Genomic DNA, 23,621 nt, shown 5'->3' on the forward strand with positions numbered 1-23,621 from the left:
CGCGATCTGACTGCCTTCGCCGAACGTCGTGGGCTGCTGTGCATGGTGGTCAGTGACAACGGGACCGAGCTAACCAATCACGCCGTTCTCACCTGGTGCCAGAACACCGGGGTCGAGTGGCACCACATTGCGCCGGGAAAGCCGCAGCAGCATGGCTTCGTCGAAAGCCCTAATGGTCGCTTGGCCGACCGGCTGAGCGACACGCACGCGGTTGTGCGCTTCGACGGTTTAGGCGCCGGGAGCCGGCATATCCCCGGTACCTGGCAAGCCGCACGATCGTTCACCTCGCGAACACGCTCGCTGCGCGCGGCCTTTGCGACCTCCTGCTTCCATCGAACCAGGAGGAGGCGCTGCTTGGCGGGTTCCGGCTCCGCCTCAAGGATGCGGTGATCGCGGTACGGCGAACCGGCCCGGAGGCAGGCGGATCCCTCGTGCTCGACGCCATCGACCACCGCGATCGCCGCGCGCGACACCGGCGCGAACTCGTTCGCTTATACGCCTCGGCCGCATCAACGCTGGAATACGAGGCAGCCGTAGACGACTTCGTCGACCTTGGAGGTAATGAGATCATCTCCAAGGTCGACGCATACATGCTCTACGAGCATCGCAATGAGGCAGCAAAGCTTCCGACCGCGACGCCTCGCGGCGACCGGTCCACGCAGGGTACTGCGCGCGTGAAGAAGCACGAAGCCACTTCGCCGAAGTGCGCTGCGCCGAGCCACAAGCCCGTTGAGTTAGCCGCCGCCATTAGCCATTCGTCGGCGCATGCGATCGAGATCGAACAGGGGAACCGCAGGGTCGTAGCGGCCGTCTAGAATGGCGGTGAGATACGCGCCCGCGTTGCGAAGATATTCCTGCTCATCGTTCGCGGCGGCACGAATGGCGGGCAGGGCGGCGCGCGCGTCGGATACATAGGTCAGCGCGTTGATCGCTTGGAGCCGCACTGGCGTCGGATGCGACGGGGAGAGGAAGTCTGCCAGCACCGCTACCGCCCGCTGGGGCTCGCTGAGCCCGGCCAGTGCCTCTGCCGCGACAATGCGTACCTGAGGCGACGGATCGGCCTCCATCGCGCGGCGCAGGTCGGGCGCGGCATCGGCAGCGCGCGTACCCAGCACGAGTAACCCGGTCGCTGCCCAATAGCGGATGATCCCGTTGGCGTGCCCGAGCCTTGTCCGAAACAGCGCCAGCTTGCGTGGGTCGCGCCGCGCCGCCGCCGCGCCGAGCGCCATTACCGTCTTTAGCGGATACGCGCCAGCCGCCCGGCTTGGCAACCAGCCCTCCGCCGGATCGCCTTCGGGGATAAAGCCGTTGTCGTGAATCGCGATCATGTGGGCGTCGAGCGCACGGCGCATCGCGACCATACGCGGTATCTGCGCCGGATTACCGACGAGGCTGTTCACCTCGTCGGGGTCGGTCGCAAGATCGTAGAACTCCTCGAACGCCCGCGGTCGGAAGAACCGGTCCTGCACCGCGTCGAGCTGCCCCGCCCGGTGCAGCCGATCCCAGTCCTGATAGCCCCTGGCGAGCCAGGCGAAGGCTTGGTTCTGTCCGCAGGGACGATGCGGCATGTAGTTGCGGATGTAGCGATAGCGCCCGTCGGTCACCGTGCGGACGAAATCATAGCGCTCGTCCATCCGGTTGCGCATGCCGAACGCATAACGCTGCGGCGCGCCAGCGTTATGTCCGAGGAAGGCGGTACCTGCCATCGTCGCGGGCTTGGGCACTCCGGCGACCGACAGCAGCGTCGGTGCCAGGTCGATGAAGCTGACCGGCGCGGTCACCGTCGACCCCGGTACGGATGGGGCGAGGTGCGCCCATTTCGGCGGCACCCGCACGATCAGCGCGCAGCGAAGTCCCTCGTCGTAGCAATAGCGCTTGGACCGCGGCAGCACGCCGCCATTGTCAGAATAATAGAAGACGATCGTGTCGTCGGCGAGCCCGTCGGCTTCGAGTTCGGCCAGCCGGGCACCGACCTGCGCGTCCATCGCCTCGATGAGGTTATAGTAACTAGCGTAGTCCTGCCGGATCCCGGGCGTATCGGGCAGATAGGCCGGCAGTTGCACGTCGGCCGGGCCGACCCGCCCCGGCGTCGGCTTGAACAGCATCGATTCGTGCGTCGTCATGTAGTTGAAGACCGCCATAAACGGCTTCCCCGCGGGCCGGCCGCGCCAGTGCGCTGTCGGACCCTGCGTGTCCCAGATGCGCCGCGGATCGACGTCGCAATTATAGTCAGTCTTGGCGTTGTTGCTGCAATGATAGCCCGACTGCCGCAGATATTCGGGATAGGTGCGCAGCATCGCCGGAAGCTTCGCCTCGGCGCGCATGTGGTTCGCGGGCGCGCAGCTTTCCGGATAAACGCCGGTCAGGATGCCGAACCGTGACGGCGCGCAGACCGGGGCGTTGGAATAGACGTTGCGGTAGAGGATCCCCGATCGCGCCAGGGCATCGATGTTCGGCGTATGTGCCAGGGTATCGCCATAGGCTCCGATCAGCGGGTTATTGTCCTCACTGACCACCCAGAGGATGTTCGGCCGCGGCCCCCTGCCCGTCTGCGCACGGGCGGTCGCGGCCAGCGTCGCGGCGGCCCCGGCACCAGTGAGGATATGGCGGCGGGTTGGTTGATGCTTGGTCACTTCTGCGTACCCCGGTTCGGAACAAACGATTTGTCTGCGGCGGATGCCGCGGCCTTGGCGATGCTGTCCGGAAAGATGTCGTTCATCTTGGACGGCAGGTTTGGCCGCCTGTACCATCCCGGCGGAAAGTCCGCCGCGTGCGGCCCATCAACAGCGCGCCACGTCACGCCCGAACTAGTCTTTTCGGTATAGGGCACGACATGACGACCCTGCGTATTGCCAAGCTGAGCAAACAGCGCGTGGCGCAGCGCGATTTTCCGACTCAGATAGGCGGGATCGTCGATGAGGTTGTGCATCTCGCCCGGGTCCCGATCAAGGTCGTAAAGCTCCTCGATATCCCACACGCCGTGGTATTGGATGTACTTCACCCGGTCGCGTTCGATCGCGAAGGTCGTCGGCGTCATTGGGAAGGTCCATTCCCAATAATATTCGTAGACGAAGTCACCGGGCTTCCAATCGGCCGGCGTCACCTTGCCCTCGGCCAGTGCCAGCCAGCTGCGACCTTCCATCTGCTTGGGCTCCGGGACATGCGCGACATCGAGGAAGGTCGGCGCAAGATCGAGATTTCGGACCACCGCAGGATTGGTCACGCCCCTCGGCACCATGCCCGGCGCATACACCACCATCGGCACGCGCACCGACGGTTCATAGGCGTTGCGCTTGTCGATCAGTCCGTGATCGCCGAACAGGAAGCCGTTGTCCGAATAGAACACGATCATCGTGTCCTTCTCGATTCCCGCCTTTCTGAGATAGGCCAGGATACGGCCCAGACTTTCGTCGACCGGCGACAGCGTGCGATAGATGTCGCGGACCTGCTCCCTGAGATCGCGGTCGGTGTGATAGGGAAAGTCCGCGCCGTGCCAGCTGTTGCGCTGGTTGCGCACCCACATAGGCTTGCCTAAATTGTTTTCGGGCGTGTTTGCCATGCTGGCGGGCAAAGCGATCGGCAGGTCGCGATACAGGTCTTTGTACCGGTCGGGCGGCAGCGGGTCGGAATGGACCGCCTTGTGACTGAGGTACAGGAAGAAGGGCTTCGACGGATCACGTTCTTTCTCCAGCCAGCCCATCGCATAATCGGTCAGTTCGTCGGTGATATAGCCGGTACGTTTCACCGCGCGACCGTCGACGTTGAGCATCTGGCGCTGGCCGGCCGCGACCTGTTGCGGCGAGAGCTGCTCGGTCGGAAAATAGGTGCCCTGCCCCTTGAAGCTGACCCATTTGTCGAACCCGGCACGCGGAGCGTCGGTGTCGTTGCCCATGTGCCATTTGCCGAAGAAGCCGGTCTGGTAGCCCGCCTGTTGAAGATAGCTGGGGAAGAAGACGAGGCCTTTCTCGGACGAATTGTTGTTGTCGATGACGCCGTGGTTCCGCGCGCTCTGGCCCGTCAGAATCGTCGCCCGGCTTGGCGAACACAGAGACGAGGTAACGACCGCATTGGGGAAATAGACGCCGTTCTTCGCGAGATGGTCGATATTGGGCGTCTGCAACCCCTTGGTCAGGAAACCCATCGCGTCATAGCGCAGGTCGTCAACCAGCACGAACACGATGTTCTTCGGCAGGGCGGGTGCGGGCGGTGCCTGGGTCTTTGCCCAGACGGGCATCGACAGCAGCGCGCAGGCGGACAGGACGACGGCACGCGGGAACGAGACACGATTCATCTATGGTCCTTTTCACGGATAACGCAGCGGAAGCCGATGTGGCTCGTCGCGCTGTCGATCGCCTGGGGATGGCGGGCGGCGGGGCGATAGCGGCAACAATAGTTCGACGCGCACAGGTGCGAGCCACCCTTCAGCACCTTGCGACCGATCCGCACCTGCGGCATGGCGGGATCGCGGCTAGTCCGCTCCGCCCCCCCGCGGGGATCGGCAGGAACGCAGCATGCCCCCTTGAACGCCTTTTTTGGCACTTGCGGCAGGGACCACCAGTCGGTCGTCCACTCCCAGACGTTGCCGATCATGTCGACCAACCCGTAGCCGTTTGCGGGATAGCTGCCGATCGGCGAGGTGCGCTCCCACCCGTCGAGCAACTGGTTGGCGTACGGGAAATTGCCCTGCCAGTAGTTGGCGAGCATCGCCCCGTCAGGTGCAAGCTCGTCGCCCCAGGCATAATCGGCCCCCTCCAGCCCGCCGCGGGCGGCATATTCCCATTCGGCCTCGGTCGGCAGCGCCTTGCCCGCCCAGACCGCATAGGCCTCGGCATCCTGCCAGGCGACGTGGACGACCGGATGGTCCCAGAGGTCGTCGAGGTTGCTGTCGGGGCCGTGGGGGTGGCGCCAGTCGGCCCCATAAGCGAACTCCCACCAGCGATGGACTTCGCCGAGATTGACCGGACCGGGGGTGCGGCGGAAGACAAGCGAGCCGGCGCGCATCGTCTCCGGCGACAGGCCGGGATAGTCCGCGGGATCGAGCGGCCGTTCTGCCAGCGTGCAATAGCCGGTGCTTGCGACGAAATCGGCGAAAGCGCGGTTGCTGACTGGGGCTTCGTCCATCCGGAACGCTCCGACCCGTACCAGGCGCACCGGTGCCTCCTCCGGATAGAAGCGGTCCGACCCCATCGTGAAACGGCCGCCGGGCAGAGGGTGCATCGCTGTTGCCACCGTTCAGCGCCGTCGCGTCATGGTCAGCCGGTAGCCCCGCGGATAAAGCGGGTCGAGGCTGTCATCGGGAAGCGCCGGATTCTGCGCCGCGACCGCGGCCATCGATGCGGGCAGCTCGAACGGAAGGCGACCGCGCGGGATCGCCCGGCCGGTCAGCACGTCGAGCAGCGCGGCGTCGCTCGCGCCGAACAGGCCTACGATCGACGCCACCTTGTCGCGGATGTTGGTAAGGATCGGAGGGCGGTCCATGTCGACCGCCACGATCACCGGACGCCCGGACGCGGCGGCACGCTTGATCGCCTCATAGCCCGCGTCGCCATCACGGAAGTCGAGCCGCCCCTCGTTTTGCCGACGACCGAAGAAGTGATGCGGGTGCAGCGTCTCGAACGGCGTCGCGGTACGGACGATCGCCACGTCGGCGGCGTCGGGCGTGGCCACGACCGTCAGCCCGGCGTCACGGGCAGCGGCGGCATCGACCCCCGACAGCCAGACCCGTCGCCCGCGGGACAGCGGCAGCACCCCACCGCGGTTCTGGATCACCACCTGGGCGGCGCGCTGCGCGGCATCCGCCTCGCGCTGAGTGGCCGGATCGCCGACGATGCGCGTCGCCGCTGTGACATCGACATAGGGGTTGTCGAAAAGTCCTAGCTCGAACTTGAGCGACAGGACCCGGCGCGCCGCCTCGTCGACCCGAGTCGCAGCAATCTTGCCCGCCTTGACCGCAGCAAGCAGCGGGCCGGGATCGTTGATGCCACCGAACTGGTCGATCCCGGCATTGGCCCCCTTGGCGAAGCGATCTTCCTTGGCAAGCGCCTCGACGCCCCATGGCATGCCGATCGCCGGCGGCACCTGTGGTCGGTCCGCGGTGGGTGCCGCGCAGGTGTCGAGACAATCGTTGGTGATCGACCAGTCGGAAACGATCAGGCCGGCATAGCGTTTGGTCCCGCGGAGCAGGTCCGTGAGCAACTGCCCGCTGAACCCCGCGCCGACCGGTTCCAGCGGCCTGCCGTTCACCGTGACGCCGTCGATGATCGGATAGGTCGGCATGACCCCCGCCGCCCGCGCCTTCAGGGCACCGTCGAACGCAGCGACGTGGAGTGCGAAGCTGCGGTTGGAATGGCGCACGATCCGGCCGTACTGGTTGTGGCCATCGAACCCGTCGGGCTCGGCCCCGTAGCCGACCCAGTGCTTCACGACCGCAGCGACGCCGTTCGGACGCAGTCCGGCGGCACCGCCCTGAAAGCCCTCGACATATGCACCCGCAAGCCGGGACACCGTCGCCGGATCGGACCCGAACGTGCCCGTACCGCGCGGCCAGCGAGGTTCGGTGAACAGATCGGCCTGCGGCGACAGAGCCATCTGAATGCCGACCGCGCGATATTCGGCAGCGACACGCTGGCCGAAACGGCGCACGCTCGCCGCATCGCCGAGAGCGCCGAACCCCAGCGTCTCGGGCCAGCGCGAGAAACCGCCAGCGGCGTTGCTCGTGCCGATGACGGCCTGGAAATGGTTGCGCGGATCCGTGCTGATCGTGACCGGGATGCCGAGCCGTCCGCCTTCCGCCAGCTTCTGGACGGCATTGTTCTGAGCCGCAAAGGCGGCGGCCGGGATCGCCAGGCGGGTGATGAAGCTGTTGATCCCGGCGGTGCCGATCAGTTCAGCAACCACCGCCATGTCGTACCCTTGCGTTGAAGCACCGATCGCCGACCCCGTCGCGGGCAGCGTGCCGTGGAGCATTAGCCCGACCCTCTCGTCCAGGGTCATGCGGGCGAGCAGATCGTCGACCCGTCGGGCGACGGGCAGCCGCGCATTCTCGTAAGGATCGAGGCGACCGTTGTGGTTTAGATCACGGAACCGCGTCACCGGTGCCGTCTGCGCTGCTGCCGCCGCCGCCGCCGCCGCCGCCGCCGCCGCCGCCGCGAACGCGATCACCGCTGATCCACCGAGTATCCGTCTCATCATGTCGGTCGTTCCTTGTTGCAGGTGACATAGGCCCGTGCATGCCGGTAGATGGGTGACGACGTTCGCGCCGGGACCGTCATGCGACGGGTCCGGCGGTATCGAGGCGTTGCACGTGCGCCAGTCCGCGCATGCCGATCAGCAGGCACAGTACCGCGAGCGGCGACGCGACTGCACAGGTGATCGCGATCGCGTCGGGCAGGCGCTGCGGGTCGCCGAAGCCGTAATCGGTGACGAGCGCGACTACCGTCGGCCCCAGCGCTGCGCCGACGACGTTGGCGAACACCATGTAGCTCGCCGCGAGCAGCGCGCGCATCCGGTTGGGGGTCATGTTCTGCAGCGTGGCCAGCCCGCCGCCAAAGTTGAACCCTGCGAAAAAGTTCATCGCACCGATCATGGCCAGCGCCGGCCAGGCCGTCGGCACCAGCGGGAAGCCGATCGTCAGCGGCAGGAGCGCGACAAACCCGATCAGCGCGGCGACGAGGTTACCGCGCGACAGCCCGCGCCGTTCCAGCCAGCTTGCAAACACTCCGCCTGCCAGCGCGCCGCCCGACCCGCAGACGAAGACCGTCAGGCCGTATCGGGCGCCGATCTCTGCGGTCGTCCAGCCGAACTTGCGGACAAAGGGGGTCATAATCCAGGCACCGGTGCTGTTGCCGACAAGGATCTTCAGCGCAAAGGCCAAGCCGATGCCGACATACGCCTCGCGACGCTGGACGACGTGCGCAAAGAAGGTGGAAAGCGGAACCACGGCGTCGGTCCTGGGTGCGCCGCGACGGACGGGTTCGCGCAGGGCAAACAAGAGCGCCGACAGCGCCAGCTCGGGCGCGCCGAGGGCGAGGACGACAATATGCCAGCCTTTCACCTTGCCACCCAGCGGAAGCATGATCGGTACGCCGGCCGGCAGCATGCCCGCGTTGAACCCGCCGCCGAGCAGTGCCGCCGCGCCGCCGAGATAGATGCCGGTCTGATAGACGCCGATCGCGGCGGCCAGCCGTTCGCGCGGAAAGCAGTCGGCCAGCATCGAATAGGCGGCGGGATTGAGCCCCGCCTCCCCCGCCCCGATGCAGAGGCGCGCGGCGAACAGCCCAGCGAAGGAACGCGTGAGGCCGCAGGCAGCGATGGCAAGGCTCCACACGACGATCGATCCCGCAATGACGTTGCGCCTGTTCGCCCGGTCGGCAAAACGCCCGACGGGCACGCCTACCGTGACGTAGATCAGCGTGAAGCTCATGCCGTAGAGCAGGCTGATCGCGGTGTCGGACACGCCAAGGTCCGCCTTGATCGGCTCGACGAACGGGGCGAGCCCCTGCCGGTCGACGAACGCCAGCGCATTAGCGAGCGTCAGGACCAGCAGGACACACCGGGCGTTGTCCGGTCGGCTCCAGCGCTCGGTCGCATCGGTCAGGGCAGCTCTCCGGCTAGAGGCGGGCGGCGTGCGGGACACGGCACTGGTTCGTCAGAAGCGAAGACCGAAGGCTGCTCCAAAATAGCGGTCGGCGTCCTTGTTGTAGTTGGCAATCAGATCGAACGGATTGGCTGCGGTCGCCAGCAGCGAATTGTGCGCGATGTTGGTCAAGTAATTCTCGTTGAACAGGTTCTTGACGAATACCGAGACGGTATAGCGGTTGTTGGCGTCGTGAACGCCGACGCTCATGTCGACTAGCGCGTAGGCCGGCTGTACGAGCAGCGGATCCTGTTCCAGCGAGAAATTCTGCTTCGACGTTAGATTGATGCTCGTCTGGACGAAACCGGCGAGCCCGGTGTTACCGATTTCCGCGTCGTAGCGCGGCGTCACCGACACGCGGACGCGCGGCGAGGCCGGAAGTGTTCCGCGGACGTTCTGCTGTGGTCCCGATATGATCGTCGCCCCGTTGACCACGGTCGCACTGCGGAAGCAGGCATTGGTCGGAAAGCCGGATGTGATCGGTGTCGACGCATTGGCCGCGGCCTGGAATTGCAACGGGCAGTTCAGCCCGTCCACAGCGACCGTCGCCTTGGCATAGGTAAACGACGCATTCACTGAGAAGGCGGCGGATGGGCGTAACGTGGCCTCCAGCTCGAAGCCCTGCGTCCGCGACGAGCCTGCGTTCGTGGTCACAAACTGTGTAATGCCGGTGACGGGGTCGGAGCGGTTCGCCTGCACCTGAAGGTTGCTGTAGTCGGCGCGGAACAGGGCTGCTGCGAAGCTCAGCTTCCGATCGGACGACTGGCCCTTGAACCCGATTTCATAGGCGTCGACGGTTTCCGGCTCGACCGGGTTCTGCGTCGCGAAATTCGCGCTGATCTCGGTGTCGAAGCCGGGCCCCTTGTAGCCGCGGGTCCACGAGCCGTAGAACTGCGCATTGCGGCTGACTTCATACTGGAGACCCGCCTTGCCGGTAACCGCGGTGTCGCTGGTCGAACGCCTGCCCGAGATCACCGGGCTGGCCGGGAAGACGGCGTCCCCGGCGACCGCAGGCGAAATGCGCGAGCCCTCAACCGCGACCGTCTCATGCTGGACGCGGATTCCGCCAAGTGCTTTCAGTCCGCCGACCAGACGGTATTCGAGCTGCGCGAAGGCGGCGATGCTTTCGCTATCCAGGTGCGAACGGCTCGACGACGACTGGAAAACCGGGTTGGCGCAGGGCTGGCCGATCGTCCCGGTCGCACAGACCGCGCGGCGTCGCGCATAGGGACGATCGATATCGAGGTTCGAGTAATAGGCACCGACCACATAGGTCAGGTCGCGGCTTCCGTTCGACCCGAGCCGAAGTTCTTGGGTGAAGTTTTTCAGGTCGACCTGACCACCGTTGACTGGCCATGCCGCATACGCCGCTCCAGCACCGACGAAGCGCACCGGATCGCTGTCGATACGGTCGATCGGCTGGTTCACGTCCAGATAATAGTCCTGATAGGCCGTAATCGACGTCAACGTCGCCGAACCGAGATCCCAGTCGCCCTGCAGCGAAAACGTCTTCTGATTGCTGTTTGAGAACGTCTCGACATCCTCGGCAATCTGGCGGTTGCGGCGCGAGGCGACGACTGGCGCGGTCAGTTGAGCAACCACGGGGTTGACAAGGCTGATCGCGACCGAGGCGCAGCAATCGCTGTCGTTCTTGCGGTAATCGGCGGCGAGCAGGAAGTTGAGGCTGTCGGTCGCGTCCCATTCCAGCTTGCCGCGAACGCCCCAGCCCTCTGATCCGTTGACCTCGCGGCCGGTGACGACGTTCTCGGTGATGCCGCCGACATGGTTATAATAGCCGGTAATACGCGCGCGCAGCGTTTCGCCGATCGGGCCGGAGACGGTCCCCTTCGCCCGATATTCGTTGCCCTCAGCGATAGTGACGTCAGCGCGGCCCTCTAATTCGCGCGATGGACGTGCGGTGACGACGTTGATGACGCCCGCGGTTGCGTTGCGTCCGAACAGCGTGCCTTGCGGGCCGCGCAGCACTTCGACCCGGTCGATGTCCGCGAAATCTGCGAAGCCCTGCGCCTGGCGGGCGACGACGACCCCATCGACCACGACCGACACGGCCGCCTCGACACCTTGGCTGAAAAGCGACGTCCCAATGCCACGTATTCGGAAGGTGGTATTTGAAGGATTTGCGCCCTGCTGAAAGGTCAGCGACGGCACCGCCTGAACAAGGCTATTGCTGTCGTTAATCTGGCGACTGGCGAGCATGTCGCCGCCGACCGCGGTGACCGCGAGCGGAACATCCTGAAGACGCTCGACCCGCTTCTGCGCGGTGACCACGATGTCTCCGGGCATGATACTCTCGTCAGCGACGCCCACCTCGACTTGTGCGTTGCCGCTAACTGAGCTGTTCGGCGCGGGCGTGGTGGGCACGTTTGATGCGACCTGTCCCGCGACTACTTGCGCAGATACCGTGCCGGAAAGAGTGACCAGCGTAAGCGCGCTCGCGGATAGCATCTGGATGCGGAAGATGTTCTTCATAGCGTTCCCCTTTAGTATCGATCAAATCGCTGCCGTAGGCGGCATCGAAAGGGGGCGTCGGAACCATTGTGTTCTCTCATCCTCCCTAATAACCGGTCTGTAGCTGGCTTTAGCGCTAAATGCCGTGAAGCGACCTGAGTGTCAATGGATAGCTATGCCAAATAACATTGCGATGTGACGGATGAGGAAAAGGGTCGATAGCGATGGCAGGGGCATTACGACGCGTTGGGGGCGCGATGACAATGAAAATGGTGGCGGCACGCGGGTGTGTCCGCGATGACGGTATCGAACGTCGTGAACGGCTGCCGGGTTAAAGAGGTGGCCCCTGTTGTCTGAACAGGCTCGCGGTCTGGATAAGTGGATCGCCGCTGGTTGATCATGCCGCTGCGAGCAGCGGCTGGTCGAAGTATACCTGGTCCGGTGTCCTGGTACCAAAGGCTGAATGTGGCCGAACGCCGTTAAAAAATGCAAAGTATCGGCCGATGCCGGCGCGTGCTTCCGGGACTGAGGTGTATGCGTTGAGGTACAGCTCCTCGTATTTCACCGAGCGCCAGAGTCGCTCCACGAACACGTTGTTGCGCCAGCAACCCTTTCCATCCATGCTAATGGCGATCTTCTCTCGGTGAAGGACAGCGGTGAAAGCCGCACTGGTAAATTGCGAGCCCTGGATGCCCTTCTGTTTGTCAAGCAGCCGGCCGGAGCTGATTTACATCGAGGCGACGCTGTCTCATCAGGGTAAAGACTTCACGAGCAATGTAGCGCTTGAGGCATCGGATGACCTCCAGCTTCGAATGGCATTCGGCGACGCGCTTCGCCAAGTAAGCTTTCGTGCGTGGGTCGGTGCGTAGCCGGCCGAGCGCGATGATATGCAGCGCGCTGTTTGCCGCGCGATCACCCCCTCTGTTGAGACGGTGACGGGTCGTCTTGCCGGAAGACGCTGGCACGGGGCTTGCGCCGCAGAGGGCGGCAAAGCTCGCCTCGGAGTTGAGTCGCTCGATATTATCTCCAGCCGTCAGCAGCAGCTGCGCGGCAGTGCCGTGACCGATCAAGTTTCTGGCGACAAGTGCTGGAGCCAGTTCATTGACGATTGGGATGATGATGGCGTCAAGATCTGCAATTTCGTCGTGAAGCTTGCTTCCTCTTCGCTGCCAGCATGGCCGCTGTCAGATCGGCAATCCACTTATCCTCGCTGTTCAGATTCCTAGAACCACCTCTGTTTGCGACAGGAGCGATCCGCGGCGCACGCGATGCGGCGGCGATGCAGGCGCAGATTGATACCGAACTGCTCGAGGCTGAGGCGCTGGCATAGCCGTAAGATGACCGCACGTCCCACGTACAAAAGCGATTGCACACACCGCCAAACAAGCTATGGACCATAGCAATTAGGAGAGTGTGTGTTGGATACAGCGATTCATTCGGATACGCCCCGCGCAGCTGCGACGTTCGATCGTCTGAACCCGATGACGGGAGTCGTGGCATCCACCGTGCCAGCCGCGACCATCGCCGATGCGAATGCCGCCTGCGATGCCGCCGCCGCCGCGTTTCCCGCCTGGTCCGCCATTGGCCCGAACGCACGCCGCGCGATCCTAACGAAAGCCGCCGAAGCGCTCGAAGCGCGCGCGCCGCAATTCATCGACGCGATGACGGCGGAGATCGGCGCGACGCAGGGCTGGGCCAGGTTCAACCTGATGCTGGCGCTAGGAGTCGTGCGCGAAGCCGCGGCGATGACCACGCAGATTCAGGGCGAGGTCATTCCGTCAGACAAGCCTGGTTGCATCGCGATGGCGCTGCGCGAACCGGTCGGCGTGATGGTCGGTATCGCGCCGTGGAACGCGCCGATCATCCTGGGCGTCCGCGCGATCGCGATGCCGCTCGCCTGCGGCAATACGGTGGTGCTGAAGGCCAGTGAGCAATGCCCGCGTACCCATGCCCTGATCGTCGAGGCGTTTGTCGAGGCGGGCATGGGCGACGGCGTAGTCAGTCTCGTCACCAACGCGCCGCAGGACGCCGCCGACATCGTCGGCGCCCTGATCGATCATCCCGCGGTCAAACGGATCAACTTCACCGGATCGACGCATGTCGGCAAGATCATCGCCAAACGTGCGGCCGAGCATCTGAAACCCGTCTTGCTCGAACTCGGCGGTAAGGCACCGCTGATCGTACTCGACGATGCCGATCTCGACGAGGCGGTGAAGGCGGCGGCGTTCGGCGCGTTCATGAACCAGGGCCAGATCTGCATGTCGACCGAGCGGATCATCGTCGTCGATGCCGTCGCCGACGCCTTCGCCGCAAAGTTCGCCGTTAAAGTCGGGTCGATGCCGGTGGGCGACCCGCGCGAGGGCAAGGCGCCGCTCGGCGCGGTGGTCGATTCCAAGACCGTGGCGCATGTCGGATCGCTGATCGAGGACGCGCTGGCGCAGGGCGCGGTGCAGCTTAACGGCGGCGCATCGGACGGAGTGCTGATGCCCGCACACGTCATTGACAAGGTGACGCCCGCGATGAAGCTGTTCCGCAACGAGAGCTTCGGCCCCGTCGTCGGCATCGCCCGTGCGCGCAACGAGGCGCATGCTATAGAACTGGCCAACGACACCGAATATGGCCTGTCCGCCGCGGTGTTCACGCGCGATACCGCACGAGGCCTGCGCGTCGCCCGCCAGATCAAGTCGGGCATCTGTCACATCAACGGCCCGACGGTCCATGACGAGGCGCAGATGCCGTTCGGTGGCGTCAAATCGTCGGGCTATGGCCGTTTCGGCGGCAAGGCCGGTATCGACAGCTTCACCGAGCTGCGCTGGATCACCATCGAAACACAGCCGGGCCATTACCCGCTCTGATCGGCGCGCATCCGCGCAGGTCGTCCCCCACCCCCCAGGCCTCTCCCGTGGTGGAGGGGAGCGAGAGAAACCAGCATGACCGAAACTTCGCCCAACGGCACCGTGGCCTACGAGATCGTCGACAACATTGCCTGGGTCCGGTTCAACCGCCCCGACAAACGCAACTGCATGTCGCCGACACTGAACCGCGACATGATGGTCGTGCTCGACGCGCTCGAGTATCGCGACGATGTCGGCGTGCTGGTGCTGTCGGGCGAGGGCACCGCCTGGTCGGCGGGCATGGACCTGAAGGAATATTTCCGCGAGGCCGAAGCCCAGGGCCTGGGCGCGACCCGCGCGGTGCAGCGCGAGGCCTATGGCTGGTGGCGGCGGCTGCGCTGGTATCAGAAGCCGACGATCGCGATGGTCAATGGCTGGTGCTTCGGCGGAGGCTACGGCCCGCTGTTTGCGTGCGACCTGGCCTTTGCGGCGGAGGAGGCGCAGTTCGGTCTGTCCGAGATCAACTGGGGCATCCTGCCCGGCGGCGGGGCGACCAAGGTTGCAACCGAATTGCTGCCGTTCCGCAAGGCAATGTACCACGCGATGATGGGCGAGAATGTCGACGGCCGGACCGCCGCCGAATGGGGCCTGGTCAACGAAGCGCTGCCGCTCGATGCGCTGAAGACGCGCGTGACCGAGGTCGCCAACGTCCTGCTCAAGAAGAATCCCGTTGCGCTGAAAGCCACAAAGGATGCCGTCCGCCGCGTCGGCGTGCTCAGCTATGACGATGCGGAGGATTATCTGATCCGCATGCAGGAAGCCGCCAATTCCTACGACAACGAAGGTCGCAAGGAAGGCATCAAGCAGTTCATCGACGACAAGACGTTCAAGCCCGGCCTGGGCGCCTACGACACGTCAAAGCAGAAGGCCTGACCGGTCGATCGTCTTGTCGGCGTCCACCCGACAGGACGGTTCCCCAAAGCCCCGTGCGCCCAACGGAGACCCACTGTGACCACCGACATGAAGCCCGCCACGCGCTCGCTCGATCGCCTGCTCCGCCCGCGCTCGGTCGCGATCCTGGGTGCGTCGGAGAAGCCGAGTGCTCTCGGCAATCAGGTGCTGGCCAATCTCGAACGCCACCGCTTCACCGGCGATATCCACCTCATCAACCCGAAGCGCGACGAGATTGCAGGCCGCATCTGTCTGCGGTCGGTCGCCGATCTGCCGGAGGGCGTCGATGCGGCGGTGCTCGCCATTCCGGGCGGCGCGGTGCTCGATTCGATCCGGGCGCTGGCCGCACGTGGCGTCGGTGCGGCGGTGATCTTCTCGGCCGGCTTCGCTGAAGGCGGTGAGGAAGGTCTGGCCGCTCAGCGCGAGGTCGCTCGGATCGCCTTTGACCATAACATGGTCGTCGAGGGTCCGAACTGCCTTGGCATGACCAATTATGTTGACGGCATCCCGTTAACCTTCGTCGAGACGCCGCCGCTGCGGCTGAACGGCCGGCCGGGCGTCGCCATCGTCTCGCAGTCGGGCGCGATGGCGGTGGTGCTCGGCACCACGCTGATGAGCAAGAATCTCGGCATCTCCTTCTCGGTGTCGACCGGTAACGAGGCGGCGAGCGGTGTCGAGGATTATGTCGAATTCCTGCTTGACGATCCCGATACGCGTGCGATCGCGATGATCGTCGAACAATTCCGAAAGCCGGCCCGCTTCCTCGCACTGGCCGCCCGCGCCCGCGCGCTCGGCAAGCCGATCGTGCTTTTGCACCCGGGCCGCAGCAGCGCCGCGCGCGAATCCGCCGCCACGCACACCGGCGCGATGGCGGGCGATTATCAGGTGATGCGTACGAAGGTCGAACGCGTGGGTGTCCTGCTGGTCAACGGGCTCGAGGAACTGGGCGATGTTGTCGATATCGCGATCCGCTGCGGCCCGCTCCCCGCCGGAGGGACCGCGGTCCTGACCGAATCGGGCGCGTTCAAGGCACTGACGCTCGACCTATGCGAAACCCTTGGCCTCGCCTTGCCCGCACCCGCGCCCGAAACCGAAGCCGCGTTGCGCGCGACGATCCCCGATTTCATTCCGGTCAGCAATCCGATGGACCTGACCGCGCAGGCGCTGGTCGATCCCGATCTCTATCGCCGCACGATGCAGCCGCTGCTCGCCGACGATGCGTTCGGAAGCATCGTGCTCGGCCTCATCCAGACCGACGCCGCGACCTCTAAGCAGAAATTCGAGGCGATCATCGACGCGATCCGCCGGTTGGAGCCCGACAAGCCGGTACTCTTCGCTGGGCTCGACGAAGGCGCGCCAGTGCCGCCTGCTTATATCGCGACCTTACATGGGTTGAACGTTCCCTATTTTCCGTCCCCGGATCGCGCCTTTCGCGCGCTGGCGCAGCTTGCGTCCGCCAGCGCGCGCGACCCTTCATCCGCGGGTACCGCGCCGATCTCCGGAACGCTGCCGCATGGCGGCGTCATCTCCGAGCATCGCGCGAAGGCGCTGCTTGCACCGCTCGGCATCCCCGTCCCCAATGGCGATTTCGCCGCGACCGTCGCCGATGCGCAGGCGATCGCCGCGCGCGTCGGCTATCCGGTAGTCATTAAGGCGCAAGCACAAGCGCTGAGCCATAAAAGCGAAGCCGGTGGCGTGATCCTGAACCTGGCCGATGCCGAGGCCCTTGCCGAGGGCTGGACGCGCTTGTGCTCCAATGTCGCGGCGCATGCCCCGAACGTGGTGATCGAGGGAGTATTGGTCGAGGCGATGGGTAAGCGAGGCGTCGAACTCATCGTCGGCGCGCGCAACGATCCCGAATGGGGCGCTGTCATCCTGGTCGGTTTCGGCGGGGTCCAGGCCGAGATACTCCAGGACGTCCGGCTGCTGGCGCCCGATCTTCCCCGCGACGCGATCATCGCCGAATTGCGGGCCCTGAAAAGCGGCGCGCTGCTCGACGGCTGGCGAGGTTCCCCCGCGCTCGATATCGGCGCAGTCGCCGATATCATCGGCACGCTCGGGCGCCTGCTGCGTGGCACGCCCGCGATCCGGGAAATCGATCTCAATCCCGTGATCGCCTATCCACAGGGCGAAGGGGCTGTCGCGCTTGATGCACTGATCCTCGCCGACGAACCGGACCGACGATGAGGACAGCGGTCGATATCGCGGATCTCGTCGCGATCGACATCCATGTCCACGTCGAGCACAGCTGCCGCCCACCGAGTGGTCCGATCAATGCCGGTTCGAAACGTTCGCCAGCATCTATGTCATGGCCAGGCTAGACCGAATTAGGCTCGGTCCTGCGCCTCGATCCGGGTAAGTAAGGCGATCAATCGGGTGCGATCGACCAAATTCAGGTCGGACAGCATCTCCTCTTCATGCGCGCCGATACGGTCAATGCATTCGGCCAGCTTCGCAACTCCGGCCTCACTCAGCCGAAGCGCGAAGGCGCGACGGTCGCCAGCGGAGACGCGTCTTTCAATCAGCTCCTGGTCAACGAGCTCGTTAATGAGCGCCACCATGTTGGCGCGCTTAATGCCCAGACTGCGGCCTACCGCCCCCTGGTTGATGTCGGGGTTGGCGGCGATGACCGACAGTATCCCGAACAGGACTTGACGCATCCCCGTACCGTCGAGCGCCCGCAAGAAGTCCGCGGCGAACGCCCCCGAAGCACGGCGCAGGTGATAGCCCGCAAGCCCGCTCAACACGCCGAGCTCGACGGCCTCTTCCGCTCCGTCCTGCGGCACTATCGTCATCGTCACGCACCCCTTGGCAACCACGCATCAGGTCTCCCCGGTCCTGTTGCCCAAAGCAAGCAGCGCAAGCAACGCTATTACCGATCCTGATGCCATCAGGATCGCCACCGTCTGCAGGCCATAGCCGGCGGCGAACAGGAACCCGGCGAGCGCGGGCGCCAGTGCCGACCCCCCGCGCCCTACCCCGATCGCAAAGCCCGTTGCCGTCGCCCGCACCCCGGTCGGGAAGGATCGCGCTAGCATCGCATACAGCCCGACGATGCCGCCGTTGGTGAAGAAGCCGGTGATCGCCGCCATCAGTGCAAGTCCGGCATAGCTTTCCTGCCCATGGCCGAACCACGACACCATCGGCGCCGACACTGCTATCATCCCCATCGTCAGCATCCGCACCCGTACCTTTACGGTTAGGAGGCCCAGCACCAACGATCCGATCAGCCCGCCGCAATTGGTGAACACTAGGATCGTGCCCGCCGAACTGGGCGCGAAGCCCATGTCGACGACGATCTTCGGCACCCACTTGAGCAGGAAGTAAAAGGTCATCAGCTGCGCGGTATAGGCCAGTGTCACCAGCAATGTGATCCGCACCAGATCGCCCGAAAACAGCGTTGCGATCGGAAGCCGCGTACGCACCGCCCGCTCGGCCGGCAGCGCGTCGATCGTACGATGCCCCATCCGCGCTAGCGTGCCATTGACCGCAGCGAGCGTGCCCGGCCCGCGCCGCTGCATTTCGAACGCGATCGATTCGGGCGCGCGCCACAGCACTATCGGGATGAAGCATAGCGTGACGACCCCGCCGAACTGGAACACGATCGGCCAGTCGAAATGCTGCAGCAATGCCGAGGAGATTGCGCCGCCGAGGATCGCGCCGAGGGGATAGCCTGCCGCCATCAGCACCACCGCCAGATTGCGTCGCGCGACGTTCGACGCCTCCGACACCGCCGCGTTGGTCGTCGCCAGCATCCCGCCGATGCCGAGGCCGGTCAGAACCCGCCAGACCGACAGCGTCGCGACGTCATGCGCGGTCGATGCGGCAAACATGCCCGCTGCCATGACGATCAGGCATCCCAGGATCGTCTTGCGCCGCCCCAGCCGGTCCGCCAACCCGCCGAGGATGATCGATCCGATTGCCATTCCGATCAGCTCCATCGACAGCACCAGCCCCAGCGCCGCGCGGTCGATGCCCCAATTTTTGACGATCCCGGGCGAGGCAAAGCTGATCGACAGGACGTCGAACCCGTCGAGCGCGTTAAGCCCGATCATGATCGCGACTATCACCCACTGGAATTGCGACATTGGCGCCCGATCGATAATATCCCGTGGATCGTCCACTACGCTCTCCAGTCCTTGTTATTATCGGGGCAGTATCAGACGAAATGTTATACAAGGCAACAATTACCGTGGCGTGAAATCGTGTATTCTGTCAGTCACTCTGGCATAAAAGCGCTTTGGAGCGCTCGTCGGATGTCCGGTGCGGCCTGTCGCGCCCCGGCTGAACGCGCGGGTCTTGCGGATCAGCCGGTCGAGCTGGTTACGCTCCGCCTTGGTCAGCACGGAAAAGAACTCGCATCATGTTCCGCGGTCATTTGGACGACCTCGCCGCTCAATCGCTGGCCCTTGCGGTGAGATGCAGTGCGTTGCTCCGCCGGTCGCGATCCGGGCGCCGTTCGCCCGCACCGAGCGACGGCGGTTGACCGTCGTCACCGCCTTGGCGCGATTGATACCAAGTTCGTTGTCGAGCGCGTCTGATCGCATGCCGCATGCAACTTGATGAAGACCAGCGCGGACGCACGAGCGGGGGTCAAGCCGACGCGCGACAAGGTCTCACCGTTGTAGGCCATCATCAGCACGTGCATCCGGTGAGCTTGATGACCCATATTAGCGGAAAACGCCCCAAAATCGTCGGCGTTGCGCGTGATTGTTATCTACAACCAATCAACCCCGATCTTTAGCAGCATGATGCCCCGACGACGAACGGGAGGCAGAAGACGTCGCTTAGCCTACGGCATAGACCCGGATGATCGCATGATCGGGCGTTCGCGCGCCAATCGCGACGAACACCGTTTCGTTCAGCCAGCGATGCGGACCGTCGCCTACTTCGAAACTAGGCGACGTGCGGAAATAGTAGCTTGCCGGGGGCACCATCTCGCCTGCCATCAGGCGCTTCATCACCGCAGCATTGGCCCGACGAATGCCCGCATTCTGGACCGAGATGATCTGGCCGTCGTCCGCCTTAACCCAGTAATGCGCAAAAACCCGGGTCAGGAAGTCGCCGGGCCGGATACCCTGCCAGTCGGCCCCGCCCGGCAGGACGATTCCCGACAGCCGCGGCCCGGCGATCGTCCCGCCGACTATCGGGACGATACGCCGCCGGACGCCGTCGATCGTTCCCAATTCCTGAATCGGCCCAAGCGCGACATCAGCCTGAAACGCGTATTCGAGGTAGGGTTCAGGAAAGTCCATACGCCTAAAATCTTGGGTTCCAGCCGGGGAGAGCGCAAACGCCGGGGTCGCCGCCGCACCCATCGCCAGCACCGCGCGTCGGTCAACCCAATCCCGAGGCATGCTCGACCTCCCAGCCAATGATTTGACTCTTGTTAGAAGAACGACAAGCAACCTACCCGTCATGAATCGCAAGAGAATTTATTTCATTATTCAGTATATAAATTTCTGTGTCAACAAATCGAAATCTTTACGCGTCGTATCGGAAAATACGATCGACACTTCGATGATGGTGAACCGGCTGAACATGTATTGGCGTGGAATGGGTTAAAACGGCAGATCTGGCTCGCTAAAGCTCGGTCGATCGTGGCTGACCGGGTTATGCGGGCACGATTTTGATCGCTTCCGCGAACCCAATGGTGTGGACGATAACCCCAGCTTCGTCGTGAACGTCGATGCGGAATTTAAGTTCGAGACGTCCACGGCGGACATCGCCTGCAATACAGTCGCGGTCGGCAGACAAGGCGGTGCCCTAAACTGCCTCAGCAAGCAACACAACGCCATCGGGATCCAGTACTTCGTCAGTGCCGTCGCGTAGATGAAGAAAGTAAAGCGGCAAAGAGGCTCCACGCATTGGGGTACGAGCAATTAACTCTCAGGCAGCAGAGCCCTGAAGAGCCTGGCGATAGATTACACCAATCTTCCGCATATTCTTCAACATGGATCACCTACGAGTCATTAAGTCAAACTGTGTGACGATTTCAGCCAATCGGCTTCCCGATTGGGAACCACACAAGAGAGTCTGACACTTGTTTGGACTTCTATAATCCTGCGTCCGAGCCATTCTCCCGAAATCTGTTCCCAAATCGATTTTTTTCGAAATTAGCCAACGACGATGGAATTTCGGGAATGCGAGAGTGGCTAGAATGACTCGGCCTTGGCTGAGCCAGTTGCCCCCCTGCCCTCAGCGCGGGTGCCTACAATGTTGATCGATCGTCTTGCCCCCGATGCGTTTTGTGCATGGAAGCCTCCTTGTTTTTCAACGCCCGGGGACGCTGCCACCCTGCAGCGTGTTGACGAAGTCGGGCCTGACTGATTCATTGAGCGTCGATCGATGATGCAGGTGTGCCGGTATGGCGATGAAGCGCGACGGTGAGAGTCAGCCGGATCTGATTGTATCGTGGGCCGATGTGCCGCGGTCTCCGGGCCACGCCTTTTACGACAGGCTCCAGAAACTGCTGGTCGAAGCTGGGTTCGACCGCTTCGTCGAGGACAGCTGCCAGGCTTGCTACGCGCCGCGGATGGGCGCGCCATCAGTGCCACCGGGCCGCTATTTCCGGATGCTGTTGATCGGCTACTTCGAGGGCATCCATAGCGAGCGCGGCATCGTCTGGCGCTGTTCGGATTCGCTGTCGCTGCGGGAGTTTTTACGGCTGACGAACCGGGAGAAGGTGCCGGATCACAGCTGGATGTCGAAGATGCGCAGCCGCATGCCGCACGAGGTGCACGACAAGATTTTTGGCTGGGTGCTCGCGCTGGTCGCCGGCCATGACCTGGTGAAGGCCGAGCGGATCGGGGTGGACGGCTCGACCATGGAAACCAATGCGGCGCTTCGCACGATCGTACGTCGCGATACTGGCGAGACGTACCGTGAGATGCTGACGCGGATGGCAAAAGAAAGCGGTATCGATACCCCGACCGCCGATGATCTCGTCCGGCTCGATCGCAAGCGCAAGAGCAAGAAGCTGTCGAATACGGATTGGGAAGGCGCGACCGATCCCGATGCCAAGGTCGCCCGGATGAAGAACGGCTCAACCAGGCTGGGCTACAAGCCCGAGCATGCAGTTGATCTCGACACCGGTGTGATCGTCGCGGCGCCGATCCACGCCGCCGACCAAGGCGATACCAACACGCTTGAGCCTACTCTGGATGCAGCAGTGCAAAACCTCGCCAGCGTCGGTCTGGCGCTGACATGCGAACACCCCTGCGATCTCGTGGCGGATAAGGGTTACCACTCGCGCGGCGTCCTCAAGCAGCTCGACGGCGATGTGTGGAGGAGCCGTATCTCTGAACCCAAACCGGCCAATGGTATTTTGCGCTGGCACGGCGACGATGCAGCGCAAAAGGCAGTCTACGCCAACCGGTCCCGGCTGAAGTCCGCCGTCGGCCGAAGGGCGATGCGCAAGCGCGGCGAGTTGGTCGAGCGCAGCTTCGCCCATGTCCTCGACCGCGGTGGTATGCGCCGTGCATGGCTGCGTGGGCGCGAGAACCTCCACAAACGATACCTAATCCACGTCGCAGGCTTCAATCTCGGCATTCTCATGCGGGCTCTGTTCGGATGTGGCACACCGAGGGAAGCTGCAAGTGCAGCTCCGGTCGTCTTGTTCGTCTTTCAGACCGAGAACATGCTGCTTTTCGCGTTCGTCGCCCGTGCCGGCAACAAGAATGCCGCATTGCTCATCGCCATTTCAACCGACATCGGCTGACGTTCGCGCCGCCAAAAGCGACTTCGTCATCGTGCTGCTAGCCCCAATCCACGGACTTCGCGCGGCGATGAGGACATTGCTCCGGTTGAATACAGGGGCGCCGTCGAGCGCCTGGGCGTGCCCGAAAGCACGAGCAGACTGGTGGCTATTCTGCGATGGTACAGGGGGCCGGCGCCAACGCGCCCTCTAATGGTACACCGTAGCCACTATGAACCAGGTCGACGCCTGGTCTGTACAAGCTTCCCGTGATCCAACGCCGCTTAGGTCCCGACCACTTTCGTTCCCCCGACGCACCTGATGAGTCCGAACGTCGAGCGCTGCGCGATCACGCAATGACGGAGACGCTGCGCAAACAGAGCCGGGAGCACCAAGGCGAGACTTTACGTCATGTTCGTAATGCGCTTGGAGTCGTTCGTACAATCGCATGCCGCCCCGTTGCGGTAGATGAAACCGCTGAGGAGTATCAGGCTCGACTTGTCGGACGCCTTGATTCCTTTGCACGACTTCAAAGCTACCTTTTTCGCGATCCGGCCGCTGGAGTGGATCTCTACTCGCTGATTGCCGACGAACTTGTAGCCTTCTGCGTGCAATTGGGAACAGAAGCTCAGGTTGACGGGCAAGCGGTCTTCGTCAAACCAAAGGCGGCAAGCGCGCTTGCGGGTGTTTTTCATGAGCTGACGCGCATTTCGATCGAGGGTGGCGCGCTGACGTATGGTGACAGTCGGATCACAGTCAGTTGGAGTGTCGAGGGGCAAGGCGATGCCGCTCCCGATCTCTGGATTAACTGGACTGAGAGGGGACGCCAGACGGGACTTTCTTCAGACGCGGAAGACGAGTTCAGCAGGGAACTGGAAGGCCCCATAGCTTATGCACTCGCCGGGACCGTCGCGCTCGATATCACCGGCGATACGCTCAGTTGTCGGTTCCGTATTCCTGCAAGTTGGATAGTCTGCCCGGCAGACGCTCCCTAGATATGTCGGGGCGGCCGCCCGGCCGCTCTGTCCCGAACATC

Annotated in this window: 16 protein-coding genes and 2 pseudogenes; 7 read left to right on the forward strand and 11 right to left on the reverse strand. The window is 63.7% G+C overall.

Annotated features, from left to right (window positions below; all coding sequences use genetic code 11):
- The first annotated feature begins 42 nt into the window (after positions 1 to 42).
- Positions 43 to 390, forward strand: a complete 348-nt coding sequence (locus U1737_RS20685) for an integrase core domain-containing protein (RefSeq protein WP_443027096.1) — start codon at positions 43 to 45, stop codon at positions 388 to 390.
- 41 nt (positions 391 to 431) lie between these two features.
- Positions 432 to 815: a hypothetical protein gene (locus tag U1737_RS07545; protein ID WP_332796234.1), complete on the forward strand. Its 384-nt coding sequence runs from the start codon at positions 432 to 434 to the stop codon at positions 813 to 815.
- Here the strand turns inward: U1737_RS07545 and U1737_RS07550 are convergent.
- The 8 genes and pseudogenes from U1737_RS07550 to U1737_RS07585 all read right to left on the reverse strand — a co-directional run.
- A complete protein-coding gene (locus U1737_RS07550) occupies positions 735 to 2,633 on the reverse strand; it encodes a sulfatase-like hydrolase/transferase (protein WP_332796235.1) in 1,899 nt (632 codons plus the stop codon). The two genes, U1737_RS07545 and U1737_RS07550, sit on opposite strands and share 81 nt — an antisense overlap.
- A complete protein-coding gene (locus tag U1737_RS07555) occupies positions 2,630 to 4,291 on the reverse strand; it encodes a sulfatase family protein (protein ID WP_443027097.1) in 1,662 nt (553 codons plus the stop codon). The genes U1737_RS07550 and U1737_RS07555 overlap by 4 nt, the downstream gene beginning before the upstream one ends.
- Positions 4,288 to 5,217, reverse strand: coding sequence for a formylglycine-generating enzyme family protein (locus U1737_RS07560; RefSeq protein WP_332796236.1), 930 nt, complete (start codon positions 5,215 to 5,217; stop codon positions 4,288 to 4,290). Before U1737_RS07560 ends, U1737_RS07555 begins: the two co-directional genes overlap by 4 nt.
- Positions 5,218 to 5,232: 15 nt before the next feature.
- Positions 5,233 to 7,191: a glycoside hydrolase family 3 protein gene (locus U1737_RS07565; RefSeq protein ID WP_332796237.1), complete on the reverse strand. Its 1,959-nt coding sequence runs from the start codon at positions 7,189 to 7,191 to the stop codon at positions 5,233 to 5,235.
- 76 nt (positions 7,192 to 7,267) lie between these two features.
- Positions 7,268 to 8,635, reverse strand: coding sequence for an MFS transporter (locus U1737_RS07570; RefSeq protein WP_332796238.1), 1,368 nt, complete (start codon positions 8,633 to 8,635; stop codon positions 7,268 to 7,270).
- Positions 8,636 to 8,647: 12 nt separating this feature from the next.
- Positions 8,648 to 11,125 carry a TonB-dependent receptor gene (locus U1737_RS07575; protein WP_332796239.1) on the reverse strand — a complete coding sequence of 826 codons (2,478 nt, stop codon included), beginning with the start codon at positions 11,123 to 11,125 and terminating at the stop codon, positions 8,648 to 8,650.
- A 376-nt stretch (positions 11,126 to 11,501) separates the two neighbouring features.
- Positions 11,502 to 11,792: pseudogene (locus U1737_RS07580) on the reverse strand (integrase core domain-containing protein); the annotation flags it as partial.
- Between the two features lie 16 nt (positions 11,793 to 11,808).
- A pseudogene (locus U1737_RS07585) lies at positions 11,809 to 12,270 on the reverse strand (transposase); the annotation flags it as partial.
- 252 nt (positions 12,271 to 12,522) lie between these two features.
- Between U1737_RS07585 and U1737_RS07590 the strand changes: the two are divergent.
- The 3 genes from U1737_RS07590 to U1737_RS07600 all read left to right on the forward strand — a co-directional run bounded on the left by U1737_RS07590 (position 12,523) and on the right by U1737_RS07600 (position 17,076).
- Entirely contained in the window at positions 12,523 to 13,959 is a 1,437-nt protein-coding gene (locus U1737_RS07590) for an aldehyde dehydrogenase (protein ID WP_332796240.1), read from the forward strand.
- Positions 13,960 to 14,034: 75 nt separating this feature from the next.
- The gene (locus U1737_RS07595; protein WP_332796241.1) at positions 14,035 to 14,871 is read left to right on the forward strand and encodes a p-hydroxycinnamoyl CoA hydratase/lyase; all 837 of its coding nucleotides are present in this window, start codon (positions 14,035 to 14,037) and stop codon (positions 14,869 to 14,871) included.
- Positions 14,872 to 14,958: 87 nt separating this feature from the next.
- Positions 14,959 to 17,076, forward strand: coding sequence for an acetate--CoA ligase family protein (locus U1737_RS07600; protein WP_332796404.1), 2,118 nt, complete (start codon positions 14,959 to 14,961; stop codon positions 17,074 to 17,076).
- 140 nt (positions 17,077 to 17,216) lie between these two features.
- Here U1737_RS07600 and U1737_RS07605 read toward each other — a convergent pair whose 3' ends face one another.
- The 3 genes from U1737_RS07605 to U1737_RS07615 all read right to left on the reverse strand — a co-directional run bounded on the left by U1737_RS07605 (position 17,217) and on the right by U1737_RS07615 (position 20,144).
- Positions 17,217 to 17,684, reverse strand: a complete 468-nt coding sequence (locus U1737_RS07605; protein WP_332796242.1) for a MarR family winged helix-turn-helix transcriptional regulator — start codon at positions 17,682 to 17,684, stop codon at positions 17,217 to 17,219.
- Positions 17,685 to 17,711: 27 nt separating this feature from the next.
- On the reverse strand, positions 17,712 to 18,977 hold the full coding sequence (locus U1737_RS07610) for an MFS transporter (RefSeq protein WP_332796243.1): 1,266 nt from the start codon (positions 18,975 to 18,977) through the stop codon (positions 17,712 to 17,714).
- A gap of 699 nt (positions 18,978 to 19,676) precedes the next feature.
- Positions 19,677 to 20,144 (reverse strand): DUF3237 domain-containing protein, encoded by a 468-nt coding sequence (locus tag U1737_RS07615; protein WP_332796244.1) that lies wholly within the window; start codon positions 20,142 to 20,144, stop codon positions 19,677 to 19,679.
- A gap of 1,112 nt (positions 20,145 to 21,256) precedes the next feature.
- Between U1737_RS07615 and U1737_RS07620 the strand changes: the two genes are divergently transcribed.
- On the forward strand, positions 21,257 to 22,609 hold the full coding sequence (locus U1737_RS07620) for a transposase (RefSeq protein ID WP_332796245.1): 1,353 nt from the start codon (positions 21,257 to 21,259) through the stop codon (positions 22,607 to 22,609).
- Positions 22,610 to 22,941: 332 nt separating this feature from the next.
- Positions 22,942 to 23,580, forward strand: a complete 639-nt coding sequence (locus U1737_RS07625) for an HWE histidine kinase domain-containing protein (RefSeq protein WP_332796246.1) — start codon at positions 22,942 to 22,944, stop codon at positions 23,578 to 23,580.
- The last annotated feature ends 41 nt before the right edge of the window (positions 23,581 to 23,621 follow it).

This window comes from Sphingomonas fucosidasi (genome assembly GCF_036663855.1).
Classification (GTDB): Bacteria; Pseudomonadota; Alphaproteobacteria; order Sphingomonadales; family Sphingomonadaceae; genus Sphingomonas; species Sphingomonas faeni_B.

Bases quoted from the DNA above. Each gene is read 5' to 3' on its own strand.
- U1737_RS20685 (WP_443027096.1), top strand. From the start codon at position 43: ATGGTGGTCAGTGACAACGGGACCGAGCTAACCAATCACGCCGTTCTC.
- U1737_RS07555 (WP_443027097.1), bottom strand. From the start codon at position 4,291: ATGAATCGTGTCTCGTTCCCGCGTGCCGTCGTCCTGTCCGCCTGCGCG.
- U1737_RS07560 (WP_332796236.1), bottom strand. From the start codon at position 5,217: ATGCACCCTCTGCCCGGCGGCCGTTTCACGATGGGGTCGGACCGCTTC.
- U1737_RS07565 (WP_332796237.1), bottom strand. From the start codon at position 7,191: ATGATGAGACGGATACTCGGTGGATCAGCGGTGATCGCGTTCGCGGCG.
- U1737_RS07575 (WP_332796239.1), bottom strand. From the start codon at position 11,125: ATGAAGAACATCTTCCGCATCCAGATGCTATCCGCGAGCGCGCTTACG.
- U1737_RS07595 (WP_332796241.1), top strand. From the start codon at position 14,035: ATGACCGAAACTTCGCCCAACGGCACCGTGGCCTACGAGATCGTCGAC.
- U1737_RS07600 (WP_332796404.1), top strand. From the start codon at position 14,959: ATGAAGCCCGCCACGCGCTCGCTCGATCGCCTGCTCCGCCCGCGCTCG.
- U1737_RS07605 (WP_332796242.1), bottom strand. From the start codon at position 17,684: ATGACGATAGTGCCGCAGGACGGAGCGGAAGAGGCCGTCGAGCTCGGC.
- U1737_RS07610 (WP_332796243.1), bottom strand. From the start codon at position 18,977: ATGTCGCAATTCCAGTGGGTGATAGTCGCGATCATGATCGGGCTTAAC.
- U1737_RS07615 (WP_332796244.1), bottom strand. From the start codon at position 20,144: ATGGACTTTCCTGAACCCTACCTCGAATACGCGTTTCAGGCTGATGTC.
- U1737_RS07620 (WP_332796245.1), top strand. From the start codon at position 21,257: ATGGCGATGAAGCGCGACGGTGAGAGTCAGCCGGATCTGATTGTATCG.
- U1737_RS07625 (WP_332796246.1), top strand. From the start codon at position 22,942: ATGACGGAGACGCTGCGCAAACAGAGCCGGGAGCACCAAGGCGAGACT.